Origin of the sequence: Formosa sp. L2A11 (genome assembly GCF_009796865.1) — a bacterium.
Lineage (GTDB): Bacteria > Bacteroidota > Bacteroidia > Flavobacteriales > Flavobacteriaceae > Formosa.
The window spans coordinates 3031667-3054588 of sequence record NZ_CP047028.1; the positions used below are offsets into that span (position 1 = coordinate 3031667).

Consider the following 22922-nt stretch of genomic DNA (forward strand, 5'->3'; position numbering starts at 1 on the left):
ATTTATCTAAACTCTTAATTATATTGAATAATATCATATAAAATTTCAAAAAAAATTAGCTTCTAACCGTACACCTCTTAACAAAGCTATATCGTTATAAAAAAGCACATTAGACTAATTTGGCATGTAATTAAATGGTTTTATTTGAAGCCTAAACTTTAGTTTTTGCTATATTTTAGCTTTTACTTGTGTGTTTTTAAACGGAATAATTATACTTTCGCATTTTTAAATTCAAATTTTAATAAACAAGTTATGAAAGAACTTATTGAAAACATCAAAAGCACAACTGAAGCATTTCAAGTTGATGCAGATTTACAATTAGAAAGTGGAAATAAAGCAGCTGGTACTAGAGCAAGAAAATCATCTTTAGCTTTAGAAAAACTTTTAAAAGAATTCCGTAAGGTTTCTGTTGCTGAATCAAAAAAATAAAAAAACATACCTCCTCTTTAGAAATAAAGAGGAGGATTATATTACTCTACTCTTAAAATTTTAAAGCCTTAAATTGGGCAGAAAAACACTAATTATTTACTTTTTAATTATAAGCCGTGCTAAACGGTTTATGTAATTAACTAAAAATAAGAAGTTTAATTTTAAAGCTTAAAAACTTTGAAATTCTAAGGGTAAAAATTAGGATGATTTTATAAAATATCTATATATTTGCATCCGCTTACCAAAATTGCGAGAGTAGCTCAGTTGGTAGAGCGTCAGCCTTCCAAGCTGAATGTCGCCGGTTCGAACCCGGTCTCTCGCTCAAAGAGCTTCATAAAAATATGAAGCTCTTTTTTTTGCGATAAAGAGTATGCCATTACATTCTAAAAGGCACTTCACTATCTATATCATCAAAATTTCTTTGAGACACTAATTTATTTTCCAATGGCTCGTAGATTTCAGATTTCATATTACTACCATTAAATTTAGAGGTCCAATACACCAATTTTTGTAGGTTAAGGCTTCTAAAGTCTTCAGATACTTTTTCAGAGAAATCACAACCACTAATACTTAATACTTCAAGCTGTTTTAATGATGCAAGTTCTACCGGTAAAACAACTTGTTTGAAATTGTTTATTCCTAACACACGTAAGTTTTTAAGATTGGCAATCCAAATCGGAATTTTTTCTTCTTTATGATGTGCGCTGATAAAAAGCGTTTCTAATTTTAACTCAGAAATCGATTCAGGGTATATAGCTCCATTTTCATCTAAACCTTCTAACCAAAGGTGTTTTAAAGAATTCCAACGCGATATCACTTCAATACTTTCATCACTGATGTTATCACAATGGATCAGTTTTACAGCTTTAATAGTTTCAATTTTAAGGTTGTCTATGGTTTTAACAGCTACACTCTGCATTATTAATTTTTTAAGCTGAAGTAAATTTACAGCAGGAAAATCATCAAAACCTCTGGCTTCAAATACATCTAAAAACTCAAGGTTTGGTGTGTGGGCTAATAAACGTTCTAAAGCTTCGGTAGTTCCGTTATAACTATCTATTCTTAATACTTTTAAATTGGGATGATTAAAGGCTGTTAATGCATTGTTATGTTCTGGCTTATTTTTTTTAAACGTAATGGTAAGCTCTTTTAAATTCACGAAGTTTTTTAATAAGCTCTCTAACTGACTCACATCACTGGTAAAATCAAATGATTCAATTTTCTCTGGATGTCTAAAAGTTTCAAAATCTAATACATTATTTACATCATTATTTCTATGTCCTAGATTAAATTTAGCAGCACTAATTATTGCATAAAATTGCTGTAAATTAAGAATTGGTGTGGCTTTAATTTCTAGATGAAACACATCAAATTGTTCTGTTCCTGCATTTATGCCTTTAATTTCAGAAATAGTTAAATTGGTAATTTGTCTAGGTAAATGGTCGGTGTCTACAACTAAAGCACTCGCATTTTTAATAGTTAAGTTTTCTAAATGCTCTATTTTTGAAAACAGTGTAGGAAAAATTCTAACCGCTAATTTTATATCTCTAGTACCTGACTCTTGAAATCTGTATAATTCTACATTTTTAAGTTTTTTACATTGCTCAATTCCTTCAAAAAGCCAATCTAATTTATGTTCTAGTTTATAATGAAGCGTTGCTAAATTTTTAAATGCAGCTAATGCTATTTTATGCGGAATTTCTGGTGCTTCACAATCTACAGTTATCGTCTTTAAATTAGGAAAAAACGCAGCATTATCTAACACAAAGTTCAGAAGTTTAGGCGAATCTATTTCTATAGACTCTCGAAGACTTACTTCCGTCATTGGTGTAATATTAGTTTTGCTATATGTAATTTTTGTTTCTAATTTAGGTCTAGGAATATCTCCAAAACATCTAGAGGCATCTCCAAAAAACAAGGTAGACGATATAGAATCTATCTTAGGAGCACAAAGTTGAAAAAGTTCTAATTTTGGTAAATCATCAAAACCACTTGGTAAGCTAGCTATGCTTTTAGATAAAAGCTCAAACTGTTTTAGTTGCTTTAAATGACTAACATCTTTAGGCAATGCTGTTAATTCATCTAAGCCAAACAATTCTATAATTTTTAAGAATGCAGGAAACTCGACTTGAGACAGGTCTTGAACGCCGATAAAACGTAGTTTCAACTTTTTTAATTCAGTAAATTTTGTAAGCCAATTAAAATCGGTTAGATTTATATTGGAAGTAGATCTTCCTGTCCAATAAGCACCTATAATATTTATCTTTTTTAAGGCTGTTAGCTGAGACATTGTACTTGGAAACTTTTTTAAAGAAGGTGCAACAAGCTTTAGTTTTTTTAAATTTGATAAATTACCAAAATCCTCTGGTAGTTGCTCAAACTCACCCTCTATATCTATTTCTTCTAAAGACGTTAATTTTGATATCTCATTAAGAATACTATCATATTTATTACCAAAATCTTTTAAATGGATTTCTAAACTTTTTATGCCGTTAAATCGGCTTAATATATGAGGATGTTCTAACAAGCTATCTAAAAAATCTGTCGAAGAATGAAAAAGCCATAGTTCTGATGCTCCACCAATTAGGTTATATAATTTAAGAAGGTCTAAGTCTTCAGATAGCAATCCATATTCTAAAATAGAAATCATTCTGGCTACACGCTTTCCTTTTTGTGTTATTCTTTTTCGACTTTTAAAAGCAATTTGTAAAGCTTCTGGGGCTTGTTTTTTTATGATGTTAGCACACTCTGTTCTATTTTTTTTATTAGATGTTGCTTTTGCAATCACAAAAATTTCATAATAAAAATCCTCTGGAAAGTTTTTACACTTTTTAATGTCTTCATAATATTCATCCATTGTATAAAACTTGAAAACAGATGTTTCTGCTAGTTTTGTCATAATAATCGTTAATTTTTAAAGTATAAATTTCTTTTGGAAACAGGTTTTTTAGATTGCGGTACGTTGTAATTTATTTTTTTAGCTACACCCTAAAAGGCGCTTCACTATCTATATCATCAAAATCTCTTTGAGACACTAATTTATTTTCTAATGGCTCATAGATTTCAGATTTCATATTGCTACCATTAAATTTAGAGGTCCAATACACCAATTTTTGCAGGTTAAGGTTTCTAAATTCTTCGGCTACTTTTTCAGAAAATTCACAACCACTAATGCTTAATACTTCAAGCTGTGTTAGTGTTGCTAATTCTACAGGTAAAACCACTTGTTTAAAATTGTTTATTCCTAATACGCGTAGGTTTTTAAGATTGGCAATCCAAGTAGGTATTTTTTCTTCTTTATGATGTGCACTGATAAAAAGCGTTTCTAATTTTAACTCAGAAATCGATTCAGGGTATATAGCTCCATTTTCATCTAAACCTTCTAACCAAAGGTGATTTAAAGAATTCCAACGCGATATCACTTCAATACTTTCATCGTTAATATGATCACAATGTATCAGTTTTACAGCTTCAATAGTTTCAACGTTTAGATTGTCTATGGTTTTAACAGCTACACTCTGCATTATTAATTTTTTAAGATGAGGCAATGTTACCGCAGGAAAAGCATCAAAACCTCTGGCTTCAAATACGTCTAAAAATTCAAGGTTTGGTGTATGTGTTAATAAACGTTCTAAAGCCTCGGTAGTTCCGTTATAACTATCAATTTTTAATACTTTTAAATTTTTATGCTGATGAGCAGTTAATGCATTGTTATGTTCGGGCTTATTTTTTTTAAACGTAATGGTAAGCTCTTTTAAATTCACAAAGTTTTTTAATAAGCTCTCTAACTGACTCACATCACTGGTAAAATCAAATGATTCAATTTTCTCTGGATGTCTAAAAGTTTCAAAATCTAACACATTATTTACATCAACATTTCTATATCCTAAATTAAATTTAGCAGCACTAATTATTGCATAAAATTGCTGTAAATTAAGTATTGGTGTGTCTTTAATTTCCAGATGAAATACATCAAACTGTTCTGTTCCTGCATTTATGCCTTTAATTTCAGAAATCGTCAAATTGGTAATATGCTTAGGTAAATGGTCGGTGTCTACAACTAAAGCACTCGCATTTTTAATCGTCAAGTTTTCTAACTGCTCAATTTTTGAAAATACATTAGGAAAAATTCTAACCGCTAATTTGAAATCTCTAGTACCTGACTCTTGAAACCTGTATAATTCTACATTTTTAAGTTTTGTACATTGCTCAATTCCTTCAAAAAGCCAATCTAATTTATGCTCTAGCTTATAGTTAAGCGTTTTTAGGTTTTTAAATGCTGCTAATGCTATTTTATGTGGAGTTTCTGGTGCTTCACAATCTACTGTAATCGTCTTTAAATTAGGGAAAAACGCAGCATTATCTAAAACAAAATTAAGTAGCTTGGGCGAATCTATTTCTATAGATTCTCGCAAACTTACTTCCGTCATTGGTGAAATATTAGTTTCTTCGCTATATGAAATTTTTGTTTCTAATTTAGGTCTAGGCGTTTCTTCAAAACATCTAGACGCATCTCCAAAAAACAAGGTAGATGATATAGAATCTATCTTAGGCGCATGAAGTTGAAAAAGTTCTAATTTTGGTAAATCATCAAAACCACTTGGTAAGCTATCAATACTTTTAGATAAAAGCTCAAACTCTTTTAGTTGCTTTAAATGGCTAACATCTTTAGGCAATGCTGTTAATTCATCTAAGCAAAAAAATTCTATTTGTTTTAAGGTTGCTGGAAACACAACTTGAGACAAATCTTGAACGCCCACAAAATGAAGTTTCAACTCTTCTAATTCAGTAAGTTTTGTAAGCCAATTAAAATCGGTTAGATTCATATTGTCATTAGTGCTAAGGCTTAAATAATCGCCTTCAATACGTAATTTTTTTAAGGCTATTAATTGAGACATTGTACTTGGAAACCTTTTTAGACAAGGCGCAACAAACTTTAATTTATTTAAATTTAATAAATTACCAAAATCCTCTGGTAGTTGTTCATAATCACCTTCGAGATCTATTTCTTCTAAAGACGTTAATTTTGATATTTCTTTAAGAATACTATCATATTTATTCCCTTGTCCTTTTAGATGAATTTTTAAGCTCTTAATACCGTTAAATCGACTTAATATATGAGGATGTTCTAACAATCGATCTAAAAAATCTGTTGAAAAATGAAAAAATCCAAGTTCTGATTTCCATTCTCTATATGGCCGACTAGTTATTAGGTAATGTAATTTAACAAGGTCTAAGTCTTCAGATAGCAATCCATATTCTAAAATGGAAATCATTCTAGGGCTTGAAGTTATTATATTTCCTTTTTGTGTTATTTTTTTTCGGCTTTTAAAGGCTATTTGTAACGCTTCTGGGGCTTGTTTTTTTATGATGTTAGCACATTCTGTTCTATTTTTTTTATTAGATGTTGATTTTGCTATCACAAAAATTTCATAATAGAAATCTTCTGGAAAGTTTTTAAAGGCCTTAATAACGTCATAAGTTTTGTCAATTTCAAAAAAATCAAAAACAGGGGTTTCTATTAATTTTGTCATAGTAATCGTTAATTTTTAGGGTATAAATTTCTTTTGGAAACAGGTTTTTTAGATACAGTACGTTGTGCTTAAATTTCTTTAACAGTACAGATTATATTTTTCATATCTGTTATCAAAATCCTCTTTTAATAATTTATTTCCAGCTAATGCGTAGTATTTAGAAGATTTCATATTGTTTCCATTAAATTTTGAATACCTGTAAATTAAATCCTCTAAATTCAAATTCTTAAATTTATCAGACACTTGTTCTGAAAAATCACAGCCTCTAATACTCATTATTTTTAATTGGGTTAATTCGGCTAATTCTTCCGGTAATGGGGAACGCCTAAAGTTTTCTATACCTAAAACTCGTAAGGATTTCATTTTTCCTATCCATTTCGGGATTTGTCTCTTAGCGTAACAACCATCAATAAAAAAGGTATCTAAATTTAAGTCTGCAATAGTCTCAGGATAGCTTTCAACATCTTTACTAATGCTTTCTAACCAAAGAAATTTAAGCGTTTTCCAATGCGATGCCGTAACCATAGCATCGTAACCAAAATTGTCACACGATAAAACTTTAAATAGTTCTATGTTGGGCACTGTTAAGTTTTCTATAGACTGTATATCATCGCTATAAAATAATTTCAGTGTTTTTAGTTTGTTTAAAGTAATTTTAGGTAAGTCTGCAAGTCCTACACAATCGTAAATTTCTAAAAATTCTAGATGAGGCGTATGCTCTAATAATAATTTAATAACACTAGTGTTGCCATTAAAATTTTTAATGGTTAAGTTTTTTAAATTATGGTGTGTATAAGCGGTTAAACCATTGTTTTGTTCGGCATTATCTTTATTAAAATCAATGGTTAGTGTTTGTAAATTACAAAGTGCTTTTAATGCCTTATCTAAGCCTTTTACATTAGTATTAAATATGAAATTTTTAATGTTTTCAGGGTCTTTAAAATTATCAAAATCTAAAATCTCATTTTTAACTCTATTTTCATCGCCTAACTTCATTTTTTTAGCACGTATTACCGAATAAAATTTTTGCAATGCGGTAATAGGTGTATCTATTACTTTTATATGATTTACCTCAAAATCTTCAACACCTGGCTCAATGACTTTTATATCTGTAATGGTAAGACTGTCTGTCTTTATAGGTAAATAATCTGTATTTAAAACTAGTGCTTTTGCACGGTGCACGCGTAAGGTTTGCAAATGCTTTACTCTAGAAAATGCTTGAGGGAAATTAGCAACATCAGCATTTGTCATTTTAGCATTAGTCGCATCGTATATTCCGAAAACAAGAACGTCTTCTAGCTTTTTACATTCGTGAATACCCTCTAAAACCCATTCTAAATGATGTGCTAATCTATACTTAAGATTTTTAAGTTTTTTAAATGCAGAAAGCGTATGTGCACTTCTTCTTTTTGGTGCATCACAATTAATTTCTATCTCTTTTAAATTAGTAAAAGACAAGGCATTATCTAATACAAAACTAAGAAGCTCTGGATGGGTAAAAACGATTCTTTTTAGCTTAGTTACAGGTGTTTCACCATAAGGCATAAACTCTGTATGGAAACCCAGTAAACGTTTAATATTTGGTCCAAAAATAAAAGATGCAGGAACTTTTTTTAACTTAGATAAATACACAGCTTCAAAAACCTCTAAGGTTTTGAATTCACTAACAGATGCAGGAAAGTGTTCTAACGATTCCATACCACTTAACCTTAATTTTTTCAATTTAGGTAAGTGACCAAGTGTTTCTGGTAAAGCGGTTAGATTTTCTAACCTAAAAAGCTCTAATTCTTTTAAACTTGCCGGAAGCTCTACACCAGAGAGATCTTGCACTGTAAAAGAACCTATTCTTAAATGCTTTAAACTTGTAAGTTCTGTAAGCCAAGTAAAGTTAACTATGTTAGGGTTAGGATCGTCATCACCAAAACGAAAATCCCCTCTAAACTCCAACTTTTTAAGTGCTTTTAACTTGGTTATTCCTACGGGAACCCATACTAAGTTAGGTGCTTCTAGTATAAACTCTTTTAAGTTAACTAATCGTTCTAGTTCTTCTGGTATGTATTTATAATCAATGTCAAGTTCTAGTTTTTCTAATGAGGTAAGTTGCGTTATGTTGTTTACAACGCTACTAAAACCTTCTTTCTGTCTAGAGGTGCTAATTGATAACTCTTTAATACCATTAAACTGACTTAAAAGACGTGGTGTTTCTATGAAAAATTCAATGATTTCTTTTTTTGCATATTCAAGCGAAAGCGTTAAATGCCCACAAACAAGTGTAAATAGTTTAAAAAGATCTAGATCTTCTGAAAGTACACCGTACTCTAATATAGCAATCAGCTTCTTGTTAAAAGAAGAAGAATCTTCTATCAGCGTTATTTTTTTTCGACTTTTAAAAGCTAACTGTAAAGCTTCTGGTGCCTGTTTTTTTATGATATTGGCACATTCGGTTCTAATCTGCTTGTTTTTAGTAGATTTAGCAAGTACAAAAATCTCGTAATAAAAATCTTCTGGGTAATTGTCACATCCTTTAATTTTTTCAAAAGATGCTTCGTCTTTATAAAAGTTGAAACCAAGTTCGTGTTTAGCAAATATCATAAGGCTGTTTATTTTTGATGATACAAACCTATTTTAAAATCAGATGTTTTTTGTCACTGTTTTCTGTGAAATTTTAAATTCATATGTTGATTTCATAAAGAAAAAGAACAAAAAAAAGCCACCCAAATAGGTGGCTTTTCTAATATATAGTAGAACGATTAAGCTTCTACGCTTTTTCGTTTTTTCATGATTACAAAAAATAAAGCTGTTACAGAACAAGTCAATACTAAACCGATCCAGTTAGATAGCGTTGGACTTAAGTTAAAACCTATGGTTGGATCGTAAAATATATATGAAAAAATAACAGAAGTAATAAAGAAAGCAGGAATTAAAGCCATTAAATAAGGCTTTTTATGCTGATATAAATACACGGCTCCTATCCATAACGCTATAGATGCTGTAACTTGGTTAGACCAAGAAAAATAACGCCATAACAATTGAAAATCCATATTGGTAAGTACAAACGAAATAGCAAATAAAGGAATCGCTACTGCAAATCTATTTTTTAATACTTTCTGATCTATTTTTAAGTAATCTGCAATAATCATTCGTGCAGCTCTAAAAGACGTATCTCCAGAAGTTATAGGCAACACTATAACGCCTATAACAGCAATTGTTCCACCAACAGTACCTAAAAGCACCACTGCTATTTTGTTTACCACAGCCGCAGGTCCGCCATTTGCCAAGAGCTGGCTTAACTCTTCTGCGTTTATTAAACTCATAGCCGCTGCAGCCCAAATCATCGCTATAAAGGCTTCTAGAATCATCATACCGTAAAACACTTTTCTACCATCTTTTTCATTGTCTATAGTACGAGAAATAATAGGCGATTGTGTCGCATGAAACCCAGATAAGGCACCACATGAAATAGTTAAAAATATTACAGGATAATATGGTATATTTTTTGGGTGTAAGTTCTCTAAGGTTAATTCGGGTAACGGGTTTCCGTATATAAACATCCCGATACAAATTCCAACGGCACTAATAATTAATAAAAGCCCTAAAACAGGATAAATTTTACCAATTATTTTATCTATTGGCAATACAGTAGCAACAATGTAATAAATAAAAATACATAAGATTATGATTTTCAATATATAATTATCGCCACTAATTAAATCATTAATCATCTCCGCAGGTGCAGTTACAAAAACAGTACCTACTAATACTAAAAGTAATAAAGTAAATACGTTAACAACATGAGTGAACGATTTTCCTAAAAACCGAGATGCTAAAGCTGGTAAGTGTGCTCCGCCATACCGAATAGAAATCATACCTGTAAGATAATCGTGAACTCCACCAGCAAATATAGATCCAAAAACAATCCATAAAAAAGCAGAAGGCCCATATAATGCTCCTAAAATAGGTCCGAATATTGGACCAACACCTGCAATATTTAAAATTTGAATAAACGCATTTTTATTACTGTTCATTGGCACAAAATCTACACCATCTTCTAAAGTATGTGCTGGTGTTTTTTTGTTTGAATCGGAGTTAAAGGTCTTATCTACAAATTTTCCATAGGTAAAGTAGCCTATTATTAATAGGAAAAAAGCAGTTATAAATGTAATCATAGGGATTTCTTATTGATGTATTGAAATTTGCACTAACCTGATTCTCAAACTATATGATTACTTAAACTTTAACAAATTAACATTGTTAGTGTTTAAAAAATACATATTTCTTAGTTTTTAGAAAAAAATTACGCATAATATGGAGTGACTAATGTACAAAAGTTTATAATTCTAATTTTGTTAAATTATTTTGTCAGTCTTACTTTCTTCAATATTATTCCCAGTCTTAGTCTATGTTTTTATAAAAAATTACACCATTTTTTGAAATTCATTCTATTTAAACGGTATTCAAAATATCAATTAAATGTTAATTAATAAATATCCCTTAATACAGTGAGAAATAGAAGTTACATTACTTTTATCTTGCAATCAATTATTATGCCTTTTAAAATAGGTATGGATAATTAGTATTTACAATAGATATAAAGAATTAAAACATATGATTCCAGCAGAAGAAGCAAAACTATACGTTACTAAAAATTCTAGACCTAAGGTCGATATGTCTGAACTCCTTCAGTTTTCTGAACCTTACCAAGTTTTAGGAAAAGTGTTAGGGAGTTTAGAAAAAGGAAAAAGAGTAAGATACAGTACAAAAGATTTTATTGAAGCATTTGACGATCATCTTACCGTAAACCCGTGGGCTACAGAAGAAGGTATGCTTTTAGGAATGCAATTATATGGTGTTATGCAAGCTCCTTATTTATCACAAATATGGGACTTTATGGATACAATACCTTACCAAAGAGGTTATAACAGACAAGCATTTAGATCTAAACCTAGTATAGAAGTACTAGAAAATAAAATAAATTACTTTACCCAATTTTTATATTTAAGTCGTTTAGGTTTTGGAGGCTTATCACTATACGAACAAATTCAATATAGTATCTACTTCCCCAATTCTAACAGTTATTTTTTAGCAACTGTACTACGTAATTCAGACGATATGTTCGATGAATTACTAAACGATATTATTCAAGCTGAAGATGAAATTGGAGGTATAAGTATAGATATTATTAAAGCCATGCTCCTTTCTGAAGACCAAAAGCATTGGGAAATGATTGCCAAATTATTACTCGCAGCACAACGTCAAGAAGGATTAAGACAAACCATATTAGAAGCTTTAGACCAATGTAGTCTAGGCGCTTTAAAATACATGATTAATGTTGTCTTAGAAAACGACCTTACACGCTTTAGTAGTGTTACTAGAGCTGTTTCTACTTGGTTTAGCTTAAACTGGGAAACACCTAAAAAAACAGTTGTTAATCGTATATTAGAACTGGCACAATCTTTAATTTTAGATACAAAAGAGGCAGATACGTTACTTAAAAGCAAAGATAATATAGAAGTTTTAGTTGCTTTATGGTCTATAGCTATTATAGATGTAGATAAAGCCGTTGAAAAAGCATTGGACATTGTTTATACATCAGAAGATAGAAATAAAAAAATTCTAGCCTTATACTTTGTAGCTAAAACAGATAGAACAAACGATTCTTTAATAGACTATTTCAAAAAAGAAGTAGGAAAAGATTACGCTCTAGATCACTGGATGTCTGTAAACTTACCTCAAAAAACGTTAGACAACGATACCTTTGAGAGCTTACTAACCGTTGCAAAATCTGTAGAGGAAAAAGGTAAAACTTTTGAAAGTAAAATATTCTCTTGGTGGAGCTTTACCCCTACGCCCTATTATTTCTTTCAGTTTCTAATTAATGGTGCTACAGAGCAACAATTAGAGTTAATGGCTAAAGATTTAGACGAGCTGCCAACAGAGTTTAGAGAAAGTTACATCCGTAAAGTTTTTCCAACTCATTACAGTTACTCGTATTATAATTACCAGCAAGATGTAAAGAAAAAAGAAGTCTTAAATTTTGAAGAAAACTATTGGAAAAGAGCCTTAGCCAGAAAAGCCATTTACAACAGAAGTGAGCTTTTAGTAGCAACCGGACTTAATTTATTTAGTAAAATGCATCTTTATGATACCGATTTACAGATTGCAGAAGATTTACTAAAACGTAAAAGCAAAAACTTACGTACAGGTTTAATTCACTTATTGGTAAATTTACCTGACGATGGTGTAAAAGTAAGCACACAAAATTTAGTGAGTTCAAAAAGTGTAGATCAGCGTTTGGCAGGTTTAGAAATACTAACTCTTTTACAAGACGACAAGAGATATCCAGATTTTATTGAAAAACAAATCACGACCTATAACGAACGTCCTAAAATCACTAAAAACGAACAAGTTTATTTAGATAAATTTACTGATAATGCTGAAGAATTTAATTTCAGTAATGGTTTCGGAGCTATTGATTATGATAACTTAACAGCATTATATATACCGAAATCGCGTTTTGAGAAAAAGACTAATTTCTTTGATAAATTAGGAATTACAACATCAGAATCTTCAGGGTTTAAATTCAAAGAATTTGTAGATGCTAATAAAATTATAAAAGCATTTAGCCAGTTAGTGCGTTTTGTAGCAGAAAATGCAAACTACGAATACCAATTAGAAGGTTATCAGGGAGAAGTTGAAACTACTTTTTTAGCAAGAGGACTTCGCTATATTAAAAGATTAGACAAAGAAGCCACACCTGCAGATTACCTACAAAATCTACCTTTGTCTGAATTATGGATAGAATGGTATCAAAAAAGTAAACTTAACGATTTCGAGTTGTTCTATCTTATAAATTATATAGAACATAAAGATACGCCTTTTGGGGTTTACAAAAATTTAGAATCTTTTGCTAAACAATATTACCCAGATTTAACCAGTTTAAATTTAGATAAAGATCAAAATAGTTACACTAAAATAAATACATACTCAACAATCTTAGATTGTTTGTATAATGTTTATGCAGAAATAAAAACAATCCAATCTTTTAAAATAGATGTTTTAGAAGATATGGTTGCTAACTTTCCTGAGAAAGATAAATCTATTCAGTTTCAATCATCAAGATACCGTTACGAAGTAAAAACTTATAATTGGGCCAACGTTGTATTACCGCTTACATTAGGTATTGACAATATAAGTGTAGCGACAACGGAAGAGCTTCAAAGAATTTGGGGTATTTACATGTATTTAATTGCTCAAGATATTAGTTTCCCACAACCTACTACAGACATAAATGTAATTACAAAACAATTCAGCAGACCAGGCGTTGTACCATATCCTAGCATGGCTATTACATTAAGACTTTACAAAAAAGGGGTAATTAATGAGGATGATTTACGTTTTCAAGCTTTAAATTCTCGAGAATTAATGGTTCTTATGGACGGTGGTTATAATTCTAGAATAAATTATAAATGGATAGAAAAAGACAGCGTACCTAAACATGTATTTGCAGACTTAAAAACGAACTTATTAGAAACAGAATTAGAACGTGGCGATTTAGAAACAACAGCAACCGGATACATGAATGGTATTCACAATGTAGAAGGTGTAGATTATGTATTTCGAATTTTAGAACGTTTAGGTAAAGATACTTTTGAGCGTGGTTACAGTTATTATGGCGATAGTAAAAAAACTATATTTAGTGCGCTTCTAAAAAAATCCATACTTAAGGATACTGAAAGTTATGCAGATTTCGCAGCACGTGCAGATGCTTCTAAAGTGACTAAAAAACGATTAATAGAACTAGCATGTTATGCCACACAATGGACAAGTATAATTGGTGAATATTTAGGATTAGAAAAACTAGAAGATGCCGTTTGGTGGTTTCAAGCACACGCTTCAGATTATATGAATTCTGAAAAAGAAACCATTATTTCGCGTTATTCAAACATTCCAAAAGCAGACTTTGCAATTGGAGCTATAGACATAGATTGGTTTAACAAAGTATACAAAAGTATAGGTAAAGCCAATTGGAAACTATTACACGATGCTGCCAAATACATTACAGATGGTAACGGGCACAGACAAGTAAAACTATATTCTAGCGTCATGTTAGGCGAAGTAAAAATCACCGAAACATTAAAGAAAATCAAAGACAAGCGCGATAAAGATTACGTGCGTGCTTTAGGTCTAATTCCGTTAAGTAAAACCATACCAGAAAAAGATTTACTAAAGCGTTACAACCTATTACAAGACTTCTTAAAAGAAAGCAAACAATTTGGTCAGCAAAGACAAGAAAGCGAAGCCATTGCAGTAGGCATAGGATTAGATAACCTATCGCGTAATGCAGGCTATCAAGATCGCGTTCGTTTTAGTTGGGCTATGGAAGCCAAAGCGACACAAACCATAATGAAAAATGCCGTTTTAACCATAGAAGAAACCGTTATAGAACTGGTAATTAACGACCTTGGTAAAACAGACTTTAAGGTTACTAAAGCCGGAAAATCATTAAAAAATATTCCTGCTAAATTAAGTAAAGACAAACAAGTTATTGCTTTAAAAGAAAACAAAGCATACCTGTCTAGACAATATAGCAGAACCCGTTTATCGCTAGAAAACGCCATGGTAAACGAAGATGAATTTGCTGCACAAGAAATTCATAACATGATGCAACATCCTATTGTAAGAGTGATGTTAAGCAAATTAGTGATGTACGTTCCTGAAAAAGAAATTTCAGGATTTTATAACGAAGGAATATTAACAGATGCTACAGGAAAAACACACCAATTAGCAGAAGACGATGTCTTACTTATTGCACACGCATCGCACCTTTACAAAAATGTAGAATGGGATATCTATCAAAAATACTTATTTGCAGAACGCTTAGTACAACCATTTAAACAAGTATTTAGAGAACTGTATTTAATTACCCAAGACGAGCGCGAACACAGTAACCGTTCAGAACGTTACCAAGGACACCAAATTCAGCCTAAAAAAACCGTTGCACTTTTACGTGGTCGTGGTTGGACGGTAAGTATGGAAGAGGGGTTACAGAAAGTATTTCATAAACGCGGTTTTATAGCAACCATGTATGCCATGGCAGATTGGTATTCGCCATCAGAGGCCGAAGCGCCAACGCTAGAAGATGTGTGTTTCCATGCTATAGATACGTACAAAAGAATTCCGCTTACCGAAATTCCATCGGTTGTATTTAGCGAAATTATGCGAGATATAGACCTTGTAGTTAGTGTTGCTCACGTTGGTGGTGTAGATCCAGAAGCAAGTCATAGTACCATGCAAATGCGTGCTGCCTTGGCCGAAGAATCTGCAAGATTATTCAAACTTAAAAACATTACCGTTAAAGAGCGTCACATATTTATAAAAGGTAAATTTGGCGAATACAGCATTCATTTAGGAAGTGGTCAGGTTAGTAAAAACGGACTATCGTTATCTATAATTCCGGTACACAGTCAGCACAGAGGGCATATGTTTTTACCATTTGTAGACGACGATCCAAAATCTGCAGAAATTATTTCTAAAATGAAATTACTTTCTGAAGACAATAAAATTCAAGATCCAACAATTTTAGCACAGATCAATAGCTAATTTTAAAATAACAAGGGCGTTACCTCGCTTAGGCGAGGTCGGGCTTTCTGTTGCAAGTCCTCGTGCTATCGCACTGTGGGCTTTCCACGTCAATCCCTAACGCAAAAAACATCCGTATACAAATGGAACTTACGTTACAACTAAAAAGACTCGGTAAAAAAAAGGTAAAACAAGTCCCTTTTACACTCCAAGAAACCCCTAAAAACTTGGAAGATTTACTAATTGGTTGTGTTAAAAACCAAGTCGAAGCCTTCAATAAAAAACGAACAGAAGTTAATGTGATTGGTTTTCTTAGTCCTGCAGAAATTGAAGAAAAAGCGCAAAGCGGAAAAGTAGAATTTGGTGAGTTAGCAAATAAAGACTTAGCCAATTTGCAAAAAGCAATAGATAATGTATTTCTCGCTTTTAAAGACGGACTATTTGTAGTTTTTATAAACGACGATGAAATAACAGATTTAAAAGCACCACTAGAACTCACTTCAGAAAGTGTAATTGCATTTATAAGAATGACATTTTTAGTGGGTACGTATTGGTAAATTTATAATTCATGACAACCGAAAACATACAAAACCAATTGGCAGAACAAATTTCTAACCATAACAAAACGTGGGGAAATTTATTAGCCAATCTAGATTTTGGCAATGAAGCTTCTAGTTATTGGGATGTTACTTTAAAACCAGTAAATATTTCTGTAAACAACAGCAATAAAACGTTCACTTTTAAAAACGCAGAATTTAGGTTCGATGTTAATTCTGGTATTTCTTATGGCGATGATCATAGTCTATTTACAAAACACGTTTCAGGAAAAGGAGTTTATCAATTTACAGATGACAAAACAATTCATCTTACAGAACTAAAAATTGAAGCGTAGGGTTTAAAAACAGATAGAAAATGAATGGAAAAACAATTTAAAACTAAAACAGGATTTTGTCATATTTTACCAGATAAAATTATACTAACAAGAGATGGAATAATTGGAAATGTAGCAAAAGTGGCTGTTGGAAAAAGCATCACTCGGGTTTTAATAATTTATGGCGGAATGTCTGCTTTCTTACTTTATTCAGCATTTGATAGTTTTCAAACAGGTCAAGTTCCGATATCTATATTTTATTTAATAATTGGTTTATTTCTTTTGTATGGAATATTTACAAGCTTTAATAATTCTGCAACACCGATAATTGAAAGAAAAGATATTACAAGTATCAAATTTAAAAAAGCAATATTCGGAATAACACGTTCTCGATTTGAAATCCTCTTTAAAGACGAAAACGGAAAAATAAAGAAGCGCATAATAATGTTACCTGGTTCAATGCATCAAGGAAAAAAAGCAACCGAAACAGCAAAAAAAATAATGAAAGAAGAAAAGTTATTAAAAGAATAAACATAGAAAAATTCAATCACACATTTAAATAAAGATTTAAAACAGCAAAAAAAATATTACATATTATGAAAAACTACACAAGTGCCATTATTTTTGGAATTGCAATCGTTGCTTCTTCAATTTTCCTAGGAAAAGCCTATACCGATAGAAATAAAGTAGACGGAAAAATTGAAGTTACAGGCTTAGGAAAAACAGATTTTTCATCAGACTTAATTGTTTGGGAAGGAAGTTTTGGTTCTGTAAATACAGACTTAAAACAAGCTTACATCTCTTTAGAACAAAAAAAAGCGACCATAAACGATTATTTAACTAAAAAAGGAATTAAACCAGAAGAGCTTATTTATAGCGCCGTTTCTACAAACCAAAAAACAAAACAACTATACACACCTACTGGCGATTATGCAGGTGAAGAATTTGTAGGTTATGAACTTACACAATCTGTAGAAATCGAATCTAAAGAAGTCGATAAAATAGAGAAAGTATCTCGAGAAATTACAGAATTATTAAATCAAGGGGTTCAGTTTTATTCACAAGCGCCAAGATATTATTATACAAAACTTGCCGATCTTAAAATTGAAATGATTTCTAAAGCGACAGAAGATGCAAGACTACGAGCAGAAAACATTGCTAAATTTTCAGGTGGAAATTTAAGTACTTTAGAATCTGCTAAAATGGGAATTTTTCAAATTACAGGTCAAAACTCAGGAGAAGATTATTCTTGGGGAGGAACATTTAATACCGCTAATAGAGAAAAAACAGCTTCGATTACTATGAAGTTGGTTTATAAAGTAGACTAATATTACATTATATTTTTTAAGTAATTGAAATACAAAAGGGAGGGAAATAGCTTTATTTTCCTCCCTTTTTTAAATTCTGTTTTCTAAAATCTACGGGACGCACATGAGCAACTTGATAAAATACATTGCTAAACGCTCCTATACTGCTGTACCCACAAGCATAGGCAATTTCACTGATAGATTTATTGGTTTCTAGCAGCATCTCCATACTTCGAATAATGCGAGTCATTTTTAAATACTGAAGAAAAGAAATATCAATATGTTCTCTAAACATTCGAGATAAACTTCTAGAACTCATTCCAAATGCTTTTGCAACCAAATTTAGCTTTAAAGGGTCTTCTAAATTATGATGAATATATTTTAATATCGGTTTTAATAATTCATTTTTTGTAGTTGGTAAAGCGATTGGAATTGGAACTCTAGAAACTGCCATCAATACATTTCGAAAAGCAATTAAAAACTCGTGTTGATGGGTTTGTTCTTTTGTGAATCCACCTTTCCATTCTTCGGTAAATAAAATCATTTCCTTGATTAAGTCGGTAACGGGGTAAATCCCCATTGTTCTCAATTTATGATCTTTAGGAAACAAATCTACTGGAAAATATAAATTACGCACCATAATAAAAGGCGAGCGCAACTCTACGTTATGCTCCATCCCTGCTGGCATCCAAACAAAATGTCGGGCTGGTAAAAAATACGAATTGGTTGGCGTATTTAAAAAGGCGACACCACCATCAATATAAGATAATTGATGTTTTTCGTGTTTATGTAAAGGTAACTGCTGTTCAATTTTAGTATGATGTATAAATATGCTGTCTTTTATAGAATCAACATCAGTTAAAAATTGAAAGGGACTCTTATTAATGATCATCTAAATTCTTGTTTGGCTCAAATTAGTAAATATTTGTCTATTTACAAAAAACAAAGCTTTAATAGTCTAAGTAATTTTGCTCAAAAAAAGAAACAGAAATGATAAGCAGTTTAATAAAAAGAATGTTCTTCTTTTTAGCAGTATTTTTTAACACCTTCGGGTATGCTCAAGAAATACCAAAAGATAGTATTTTCTTAAGTTTAGATGATGCTTGGAGTAAAGCAGAAATTTATAGTAAAGCACTAAAAGTACAGCATTTAAAAACGGAAATTGGTAAAGAAAACATTCTCGATGCCAAAAACAAAAGATTACCATCGGTAGACTTTGATGCATCTTATGGAAAATTATCAAATATTCCTGTTTTTGTAAATGGAATTAATAATAATGCAGAATTTATTCATCTAGAAGATCATAGTACGTATGATGCTTCGGTAAGTGCCTATTTTAATATATATGCAGGTGGCTCTAAAAGAACTGCGATTAAATCAGCTGAAGCATCTAAAGCATTTTTAGAACATATTGAAGAAGAAACAAGCGACCAATTGCATTTAGAAGTGATTCAATATTACGTAAGTCTGCAGCGTTCGTATCAATATGAAAATTTAGTGAAGCAAAATATCAAACAAAATGCAGAACGTGTGCGTTTGATTGAGCAATTGTTTAAAAATGGTGTGGTATTAAAAAGTGATTTGCTACGCGCAAAATTACAACTTGCTAAACTACAAACACAGTTGGTTACCATAGAAAACGATCTTGTTATAGTAACGCAATCCCTTAATATTCTATTAGGAAATGAAGACGACACCCTTTTAATTCCGTCTGATACAATTCAGACAAAAGACATCGCTATCGATAAAAATTACGACAGTTTTGTTTCGGAAACGCTTAGTCAATCGCCTTTAGAAAAAATGGCCGAAAAGCAAATTACATTAAGTGAATTAAAAACAGATGCTTTGAAAGCAGATAAACTTCCTAAAATTGGATTTTTCGGGAGTTATACCTATTCGTATCCTCAAATTCAGCTTTACCCTTATGAACAAGCACCGTATTTATTAGGAATAGCAGGTATAAAATTGTCTTACGATATTTCTGCACTGTATCACGACAAGCATAAGGAAAAAGCAGCCGAAATAGAAGTGGAACAACAAAAAATAGCTAAAGAACATGTGGATGATAATTTAAGAAAGCAAGTAAAAACAGCTTATAGTCGTTTTAAAGAAGATGTTATAAAAATTGAAGTTGCGGAAGAAAATATTCAATCTGCACAAGAAAATTATCGCATCGTGAAACAAACTTACTTTAATCAATTATCTCTTTTAACAGATTTGATTGATGCAGATACCCAACAATTAGAGGCCCATTTTGAATTGATTAACAATCAAATAGCAGCCAAAGTACATTATTATCAATTATTAAAAATATCAGGAAAATTATAAATGAGCACAGCATTAAAAAAATACGAAAAGACAGATAGAATACTTGTACGAATTACCTATTTGGTCGCCTTATTTATCTTAATCGGATTAATACTATGGGGTGTGTTCTCTATGATTCATCAATGGAGATATGAAACCACAAATGATGCACAAGTTAAAGAATACATCAACCCAATTTTGAGCCGTACCAATGGCTATGTACAAGACGTAAAGTACAAAGACCACGAACATGTAAAAAAGGGAGATACTTTAGTTGTATTAGATCGAAATGAAGCTTTGGTACAACAAGATATTGCGCAAGCAAAATTAAGAGCAGCCGAAGCACAATTGCATGTTTTAGAAAGTAATCAAAATACGTCTAACGTAAGTTCAGGCATCAATCAATCGCAAATTAATGCGGCAAAAGCACAATTATATCAGCAGCAAAAGGAATATGAACGTTACAAAAATTTATTAGATAATAATGCCGTAACCCCACAACGTTTTGAAGACATCCAGACCAAACTAAAAGTTGCTGAAGCGAATTTTGAATCTGTAAAAAGAAGCTATCAAACATCACTGAGTAAAACGACTGATGTTGGTGCTCAAATAGAAGTTGCAAAAGCAACAATTCAAGAGAAAAAAGCCGATTTAAATAAAATTTTACTCGATTTAAAATATGCAGTAATTACTGCGCCAACCAATGGTTATATGGGTAAAAAGAATTTACAAATAGGACAATTGGTACAAAAAGGACAAACCATTGGTTTTATTGTAGATAAAAATCAAAGTAAATGGATTGAAGCCAATTTTGAAGAAACACAAATTGCAGCGTTGCATGAAGGTCAAAAAGCAACTATTACAATTGATGCCTTTCCTGGAGAAACATTTAAAGGAACTATAGAAGCATTTTCTGCCGCTACAGGATCTCAATTTTCATTATTACCACCAGATAATGCCACTGGAAATTTTGTAAAAATTACACAACGTTTTCCTGTTCGTATTAAACTTACTGACAATGAAAATAGCTTAGAACAACTTCGAGCTGGTATGAATGCCGAGGTAAACGTTCCTAAATAATAAAATTAAATTATGTCTACAACTTATCATCATTCCTTTAAATCTTGGGTTCCAAGATGGCTTATGGTACTTACAATTTTGCTTACACTTGTTCCTATAACTGCTGTTTTAGGGATTTATATTGGCGGAATGGATAGTGCGATGAGTTATTATGCTGCCGATTCTTATGACATTAAATTTTCTATTATAATGTTTTATGTAGGGATAGCGAGTGCCTTTTCTTTAGAAAAAACAATCTCTACTAAGTTTGCTACCAAACCTTATTTCACCATGTCTTGTATCTTATTTATACTCGTAAACTTGATACTTTATAATACCCAAAATTTAACCATATTAATTGTTTTTCGGTTTTTAAACGGAATGTTGACACTTGTTTTTGTAGGGACTTTATTTAATCTGATATTTCAGCAGTTTCATTCCCAAAGAAGTAGAGTATTAAGCTATGCTTTTTTGTACGGAACCATGTTTGGCTCCATACCGCTTTCTTATATTGTTGATGCTGTTCTTTTTTCAAACTACAATTTTAATATCCTTTTTATATTAATTATATTTTCTTGTTTACCTGGTTTTGTATTGCTTTTTGTTTGCTTAAAAAAGGAGGTAGAATTAAGAAAAGAAAAAACACGCATTAAAGACAAAGTAGATTGGGTAAGTTTTGTATTATATGCGGCTGCTTTAACCACGGTGACTTATATATTATGTTACGGGCAATACTACAACTGGTTTAAGAGTTTACATATTATTTTAACAACAATAACCTTTGTTATTTCGTTACTCTTGTTCGTTTTTAGACAATTAAAGTTAGAAACTCCTTATGTGGATCTTAGCATATATAAATATCGAAATTTTAGAATTGGAATGTTAATGCTCGTCGCTTTTTATATTACAAAAGGAGATACTAGCGTGTCGTTTGGTTTCTTTGCCAATGGGCTTAATTTAGATGTATATCACAAAAGTTATGTGATGATAATAAATGGAATTGGAGTTATTTTTGGAGCACTACTAACGGCACGATTTATTTTAGCAGGTGTAAGAATACGATTAATTTGGCTTACAGGATTTGCTTCATTTTTATTTTTTCATATCTATATGATTTTCATATTGGGAAATCAAGCAGAAATACTAGATATTATATTACCCTTATTTTTTCAAGGTTTTGGTAATGGTATCTTAATTGTTTCTATAGTTATTTTTTATGCTACAGGAGTTCCTTCTGAAATAGGTTTTTATGCTTCGGTTACTGGAGTTTCGTATCGTTGTTTTACCTTTACATTAAGTATGGCATTGGTTACTTTTATGGGCTTGCGTCAAGGAAGTATGCATTATAATAATTTTGCAGAGGACATTGTAATTACAAACCCTGCAACTGTTTTACGCTTACAAAACTACAATGAAACCTTACTAAGTCATGGTGCTTCTAAATTACAAGCTTCTGCAGGTGCAAGAAAAATGTTAGGAAAAGCAGTAGGCGTTCAATCTAATCTTTTGTTTGCCCGCGATTATTATATGTATTTAAGTTGCTTTATCATTTTTGTAATGCTTGGTATTGCTTTAATTCCCCATTTTCATTATCAACTTCGAAAAATTTCGGATAAACTAACGCCTATTTAATGATTCTTTAAATATTGATGCTGTTATGAATTTGTAGAAAAAATAAAAGTTATTAATGAGGCTAAATTTTTCTTCGGTATCTATTCTGATGTTCTTTATAATGATGATTATATTCTTTTTACCAAATAAGTTTCAGGATTTATAAAATATCAATCGGTAGATTCTAAAATAATTCAACTTCCAACACTAATTCTAGATAAGGAT

Annotated in this window: 14 protein-coding genes and 1 tRNA gene; 10 read left to right on the forward strand and 5 right to left on the reverse strand. The window is 31.3% G+C overall.

Features of this window, described 5'->3' with window-relative positions; genetic code table 11:
* Nucleotides 1–252 precede the first annotated feature (252 nt).
* Entirely contained in the window at nt 253–429 is a 177-nt protein-coding gene (locus GQR95_RS13420; RefSeq protein ID WP_159023640.1) for a histone H1, read from the forward strand.
* A 249-nt stretch (nt 430–678) separates the two neighbouring features.
* A tRNA-Gly gene (locus tag GQR95_RS13425) sits at nt 679–751 on the forward strand.
* A gap of 54 nt (nt 752–805) precedes the next feature.
* On the opposite strand, the gene GQR95_RS13430 is transcribed toward GQR95_RS13425, so the two are convergent.
* From GQR95_RS13430 to GQR95_RS13445, 4 genes are all read right to left on the reverse strand, one after another.
* The gene (locus GQR95_RS13430) at nt 806–3328 is read right to left on the reverse strand and encodes a hypothetical protein (RefSeq protein WP_159023641.1); all 2523 of its coding nucleotides are present in this window, start codon (nt 3326–3328) and stop codon (nt 806–808) included.
* Nucleotides 3329–3410: 82 nt separating this feature from the next.
* Nucleotides 3411–5963: a hypothetical protein gene (locus GQR95_RS13435; protein WP_159023642.1), complete on the reverse strand. Its 2553-nt coding sequence runs from the start codon at nt 5961–5963 to the stop codon at nt 3411–3413.
* A 78-nt stretch (nt 5964–6041) separates the two neighbouring features.
* Entirely contained in the window at nt 6042–8555 is a 2514-nt protein-coding gene (locus tag GQR95_RS13440; protein WP_159023643.1) for a hypothetical protein, read from the reverse strand.
* Nucleotides 8556–8713: 158 nt separating this feature from the next.
* On the reverse strand, nt 8714–10129 hold the full coding sequence (locus tag GQR95_RS13445) for a carbon starvation protein A (protein ID WP_159023644.1): 1416 nt from the start codon (nt 10127–10129) through the stop codon (nt 8714–8716).
* Nucleotides 10130–10568: 439 nt separating this feature from the next.
* Here GQR95_RS13445 and GQR95_RS13450 point away from each other — a divergent pair, with 439 nt between their 5' ends.
* The 5 genes from GQR95_RS13450 to GQR95_RS13470 all read left to right on the forward strand — a co-directional run bounded on the left by GQR95_RS13450 (nt 10569) and on the right by GQR95_RS13470 (nt 17741).
* A complete protein-coding gene (locus GQR95_RS13450; protein ID WP_159023645.1) occupies nt 10569–15563 on the forward strand; it encodes a DUF4132 domain-containing protein in 4995 nt (1664 codons plus the stop codon).
* Nucleotides 15564–15685: 122 nt separating this feature from the next.
* Nucleotides 15686–16099 carry a hypothetical protein gene (locus GQR95_RS13455; protein WP_159023646.1) on the forward strand — a complete coding sequence of 138 codons (414 nt, stop codon included), beginning with the start codon at nt 15686–15688 and terminating at the stop codon, nt 16097–16099.
* An 11-nt stretch (nt 16100–16110) separates the two neighbouring features.
* Nucleotides 16111–16434, forward strand: a complete 324-nt coding sequence (locus GQR95_RS13460) for a hypothetical protein (RefSeq protein WP_159023647.1) — start codon at nt 16111–16113, stop codon at nt 16432–16434.
* A 24-nt stretch (nt 16435–16458) separates the two neighbouring features.
* On the forward strand, nt 16459–16944 hold the full coding sequence (locus GQR95_RS13465; protein ID WP_159023648.1) for a phosphoribosylaminoimidazolesuccinocarboxamide synthase: 486 nt from the start codon (nt 16459–16461) through the stop codon (nt 16942–16944).
* Between the two features lie 65 nt (nt 16945–17009).
* Nucleotides 17010–17741 carry an SIMPL domain-containing protein gene (locus GQR95_RS13470; protein WP_159023649.1) on the forward strand — a complete coding sequence of 244 codons (732 nt, stop codon included), beginning with the start codon at nt 17010–17012 and terminating at the stop codon, nt 17739–17741.
* Between the two features lie 52 nt (nt 17742–17793).
* Here the strand turns inward: GQR95_RS13470 and GQR95_RS13475 are convergent, their stop codons facing one another.
* The gene (locus GQR95_RS13475; protein WP_159023650.1) at nt 17794–18612 is read right to left on the reverse strand and encodes an AraC family transcriptional regulator; all 819 of its coding nucleotides are present in this window, start codon (nt 18610–18612) and stop codon (nt 17794–17796) included.
* 98 nt (nt 18613–18710) lie between these two features.
* Between GQR95_RS13475 and GQR95_RS13480 the strand changes: the two genes are divergently transcribed.
* The 3 genes from GQR95_RS13480 to GQR95_RS13490 are packed head-to-tail and all read left to right on the forward strand — an operon-like array spanning nt 18711 to nt 22718.
* The gene (locus GQR95_RS13480) at nt 18711–20048 is read left to right on the forward strand and encodes a TolC family protein (RefSeq protein WP_233265934.1); all 1338 of its coding nucleotides are present in this window, start codon (nt 18711–18713) and stop codon (nt 20046–20048) included.
* The gene (locus tag GQR95_RS13485; RefSeq protein WP_159023651.1) at nt 20049–21107 is read left to right on the forward strand and encodes an HlyD family secretion protein; all 1059 of its coding nucleotides are present in this window, start codon (nt 20049–20051) and stop codon (nt 21105–21107) included. It begins immediately after the preceding gene.
* Between the two features lie 12 nt (nt 21108–21119).
* Nucleotides 21120–22718: an MFS transporter gene (locus GQR95_RS13490; protein WP_159023652.1), complete on the forward strand. Its 1599-nt coding sequence runs from the start codon at nt 21120–21122 to the stop codon at nt 22716–22718.
* Nucleotides 22719–22922 lie beyond the last annotated feature (204 nt).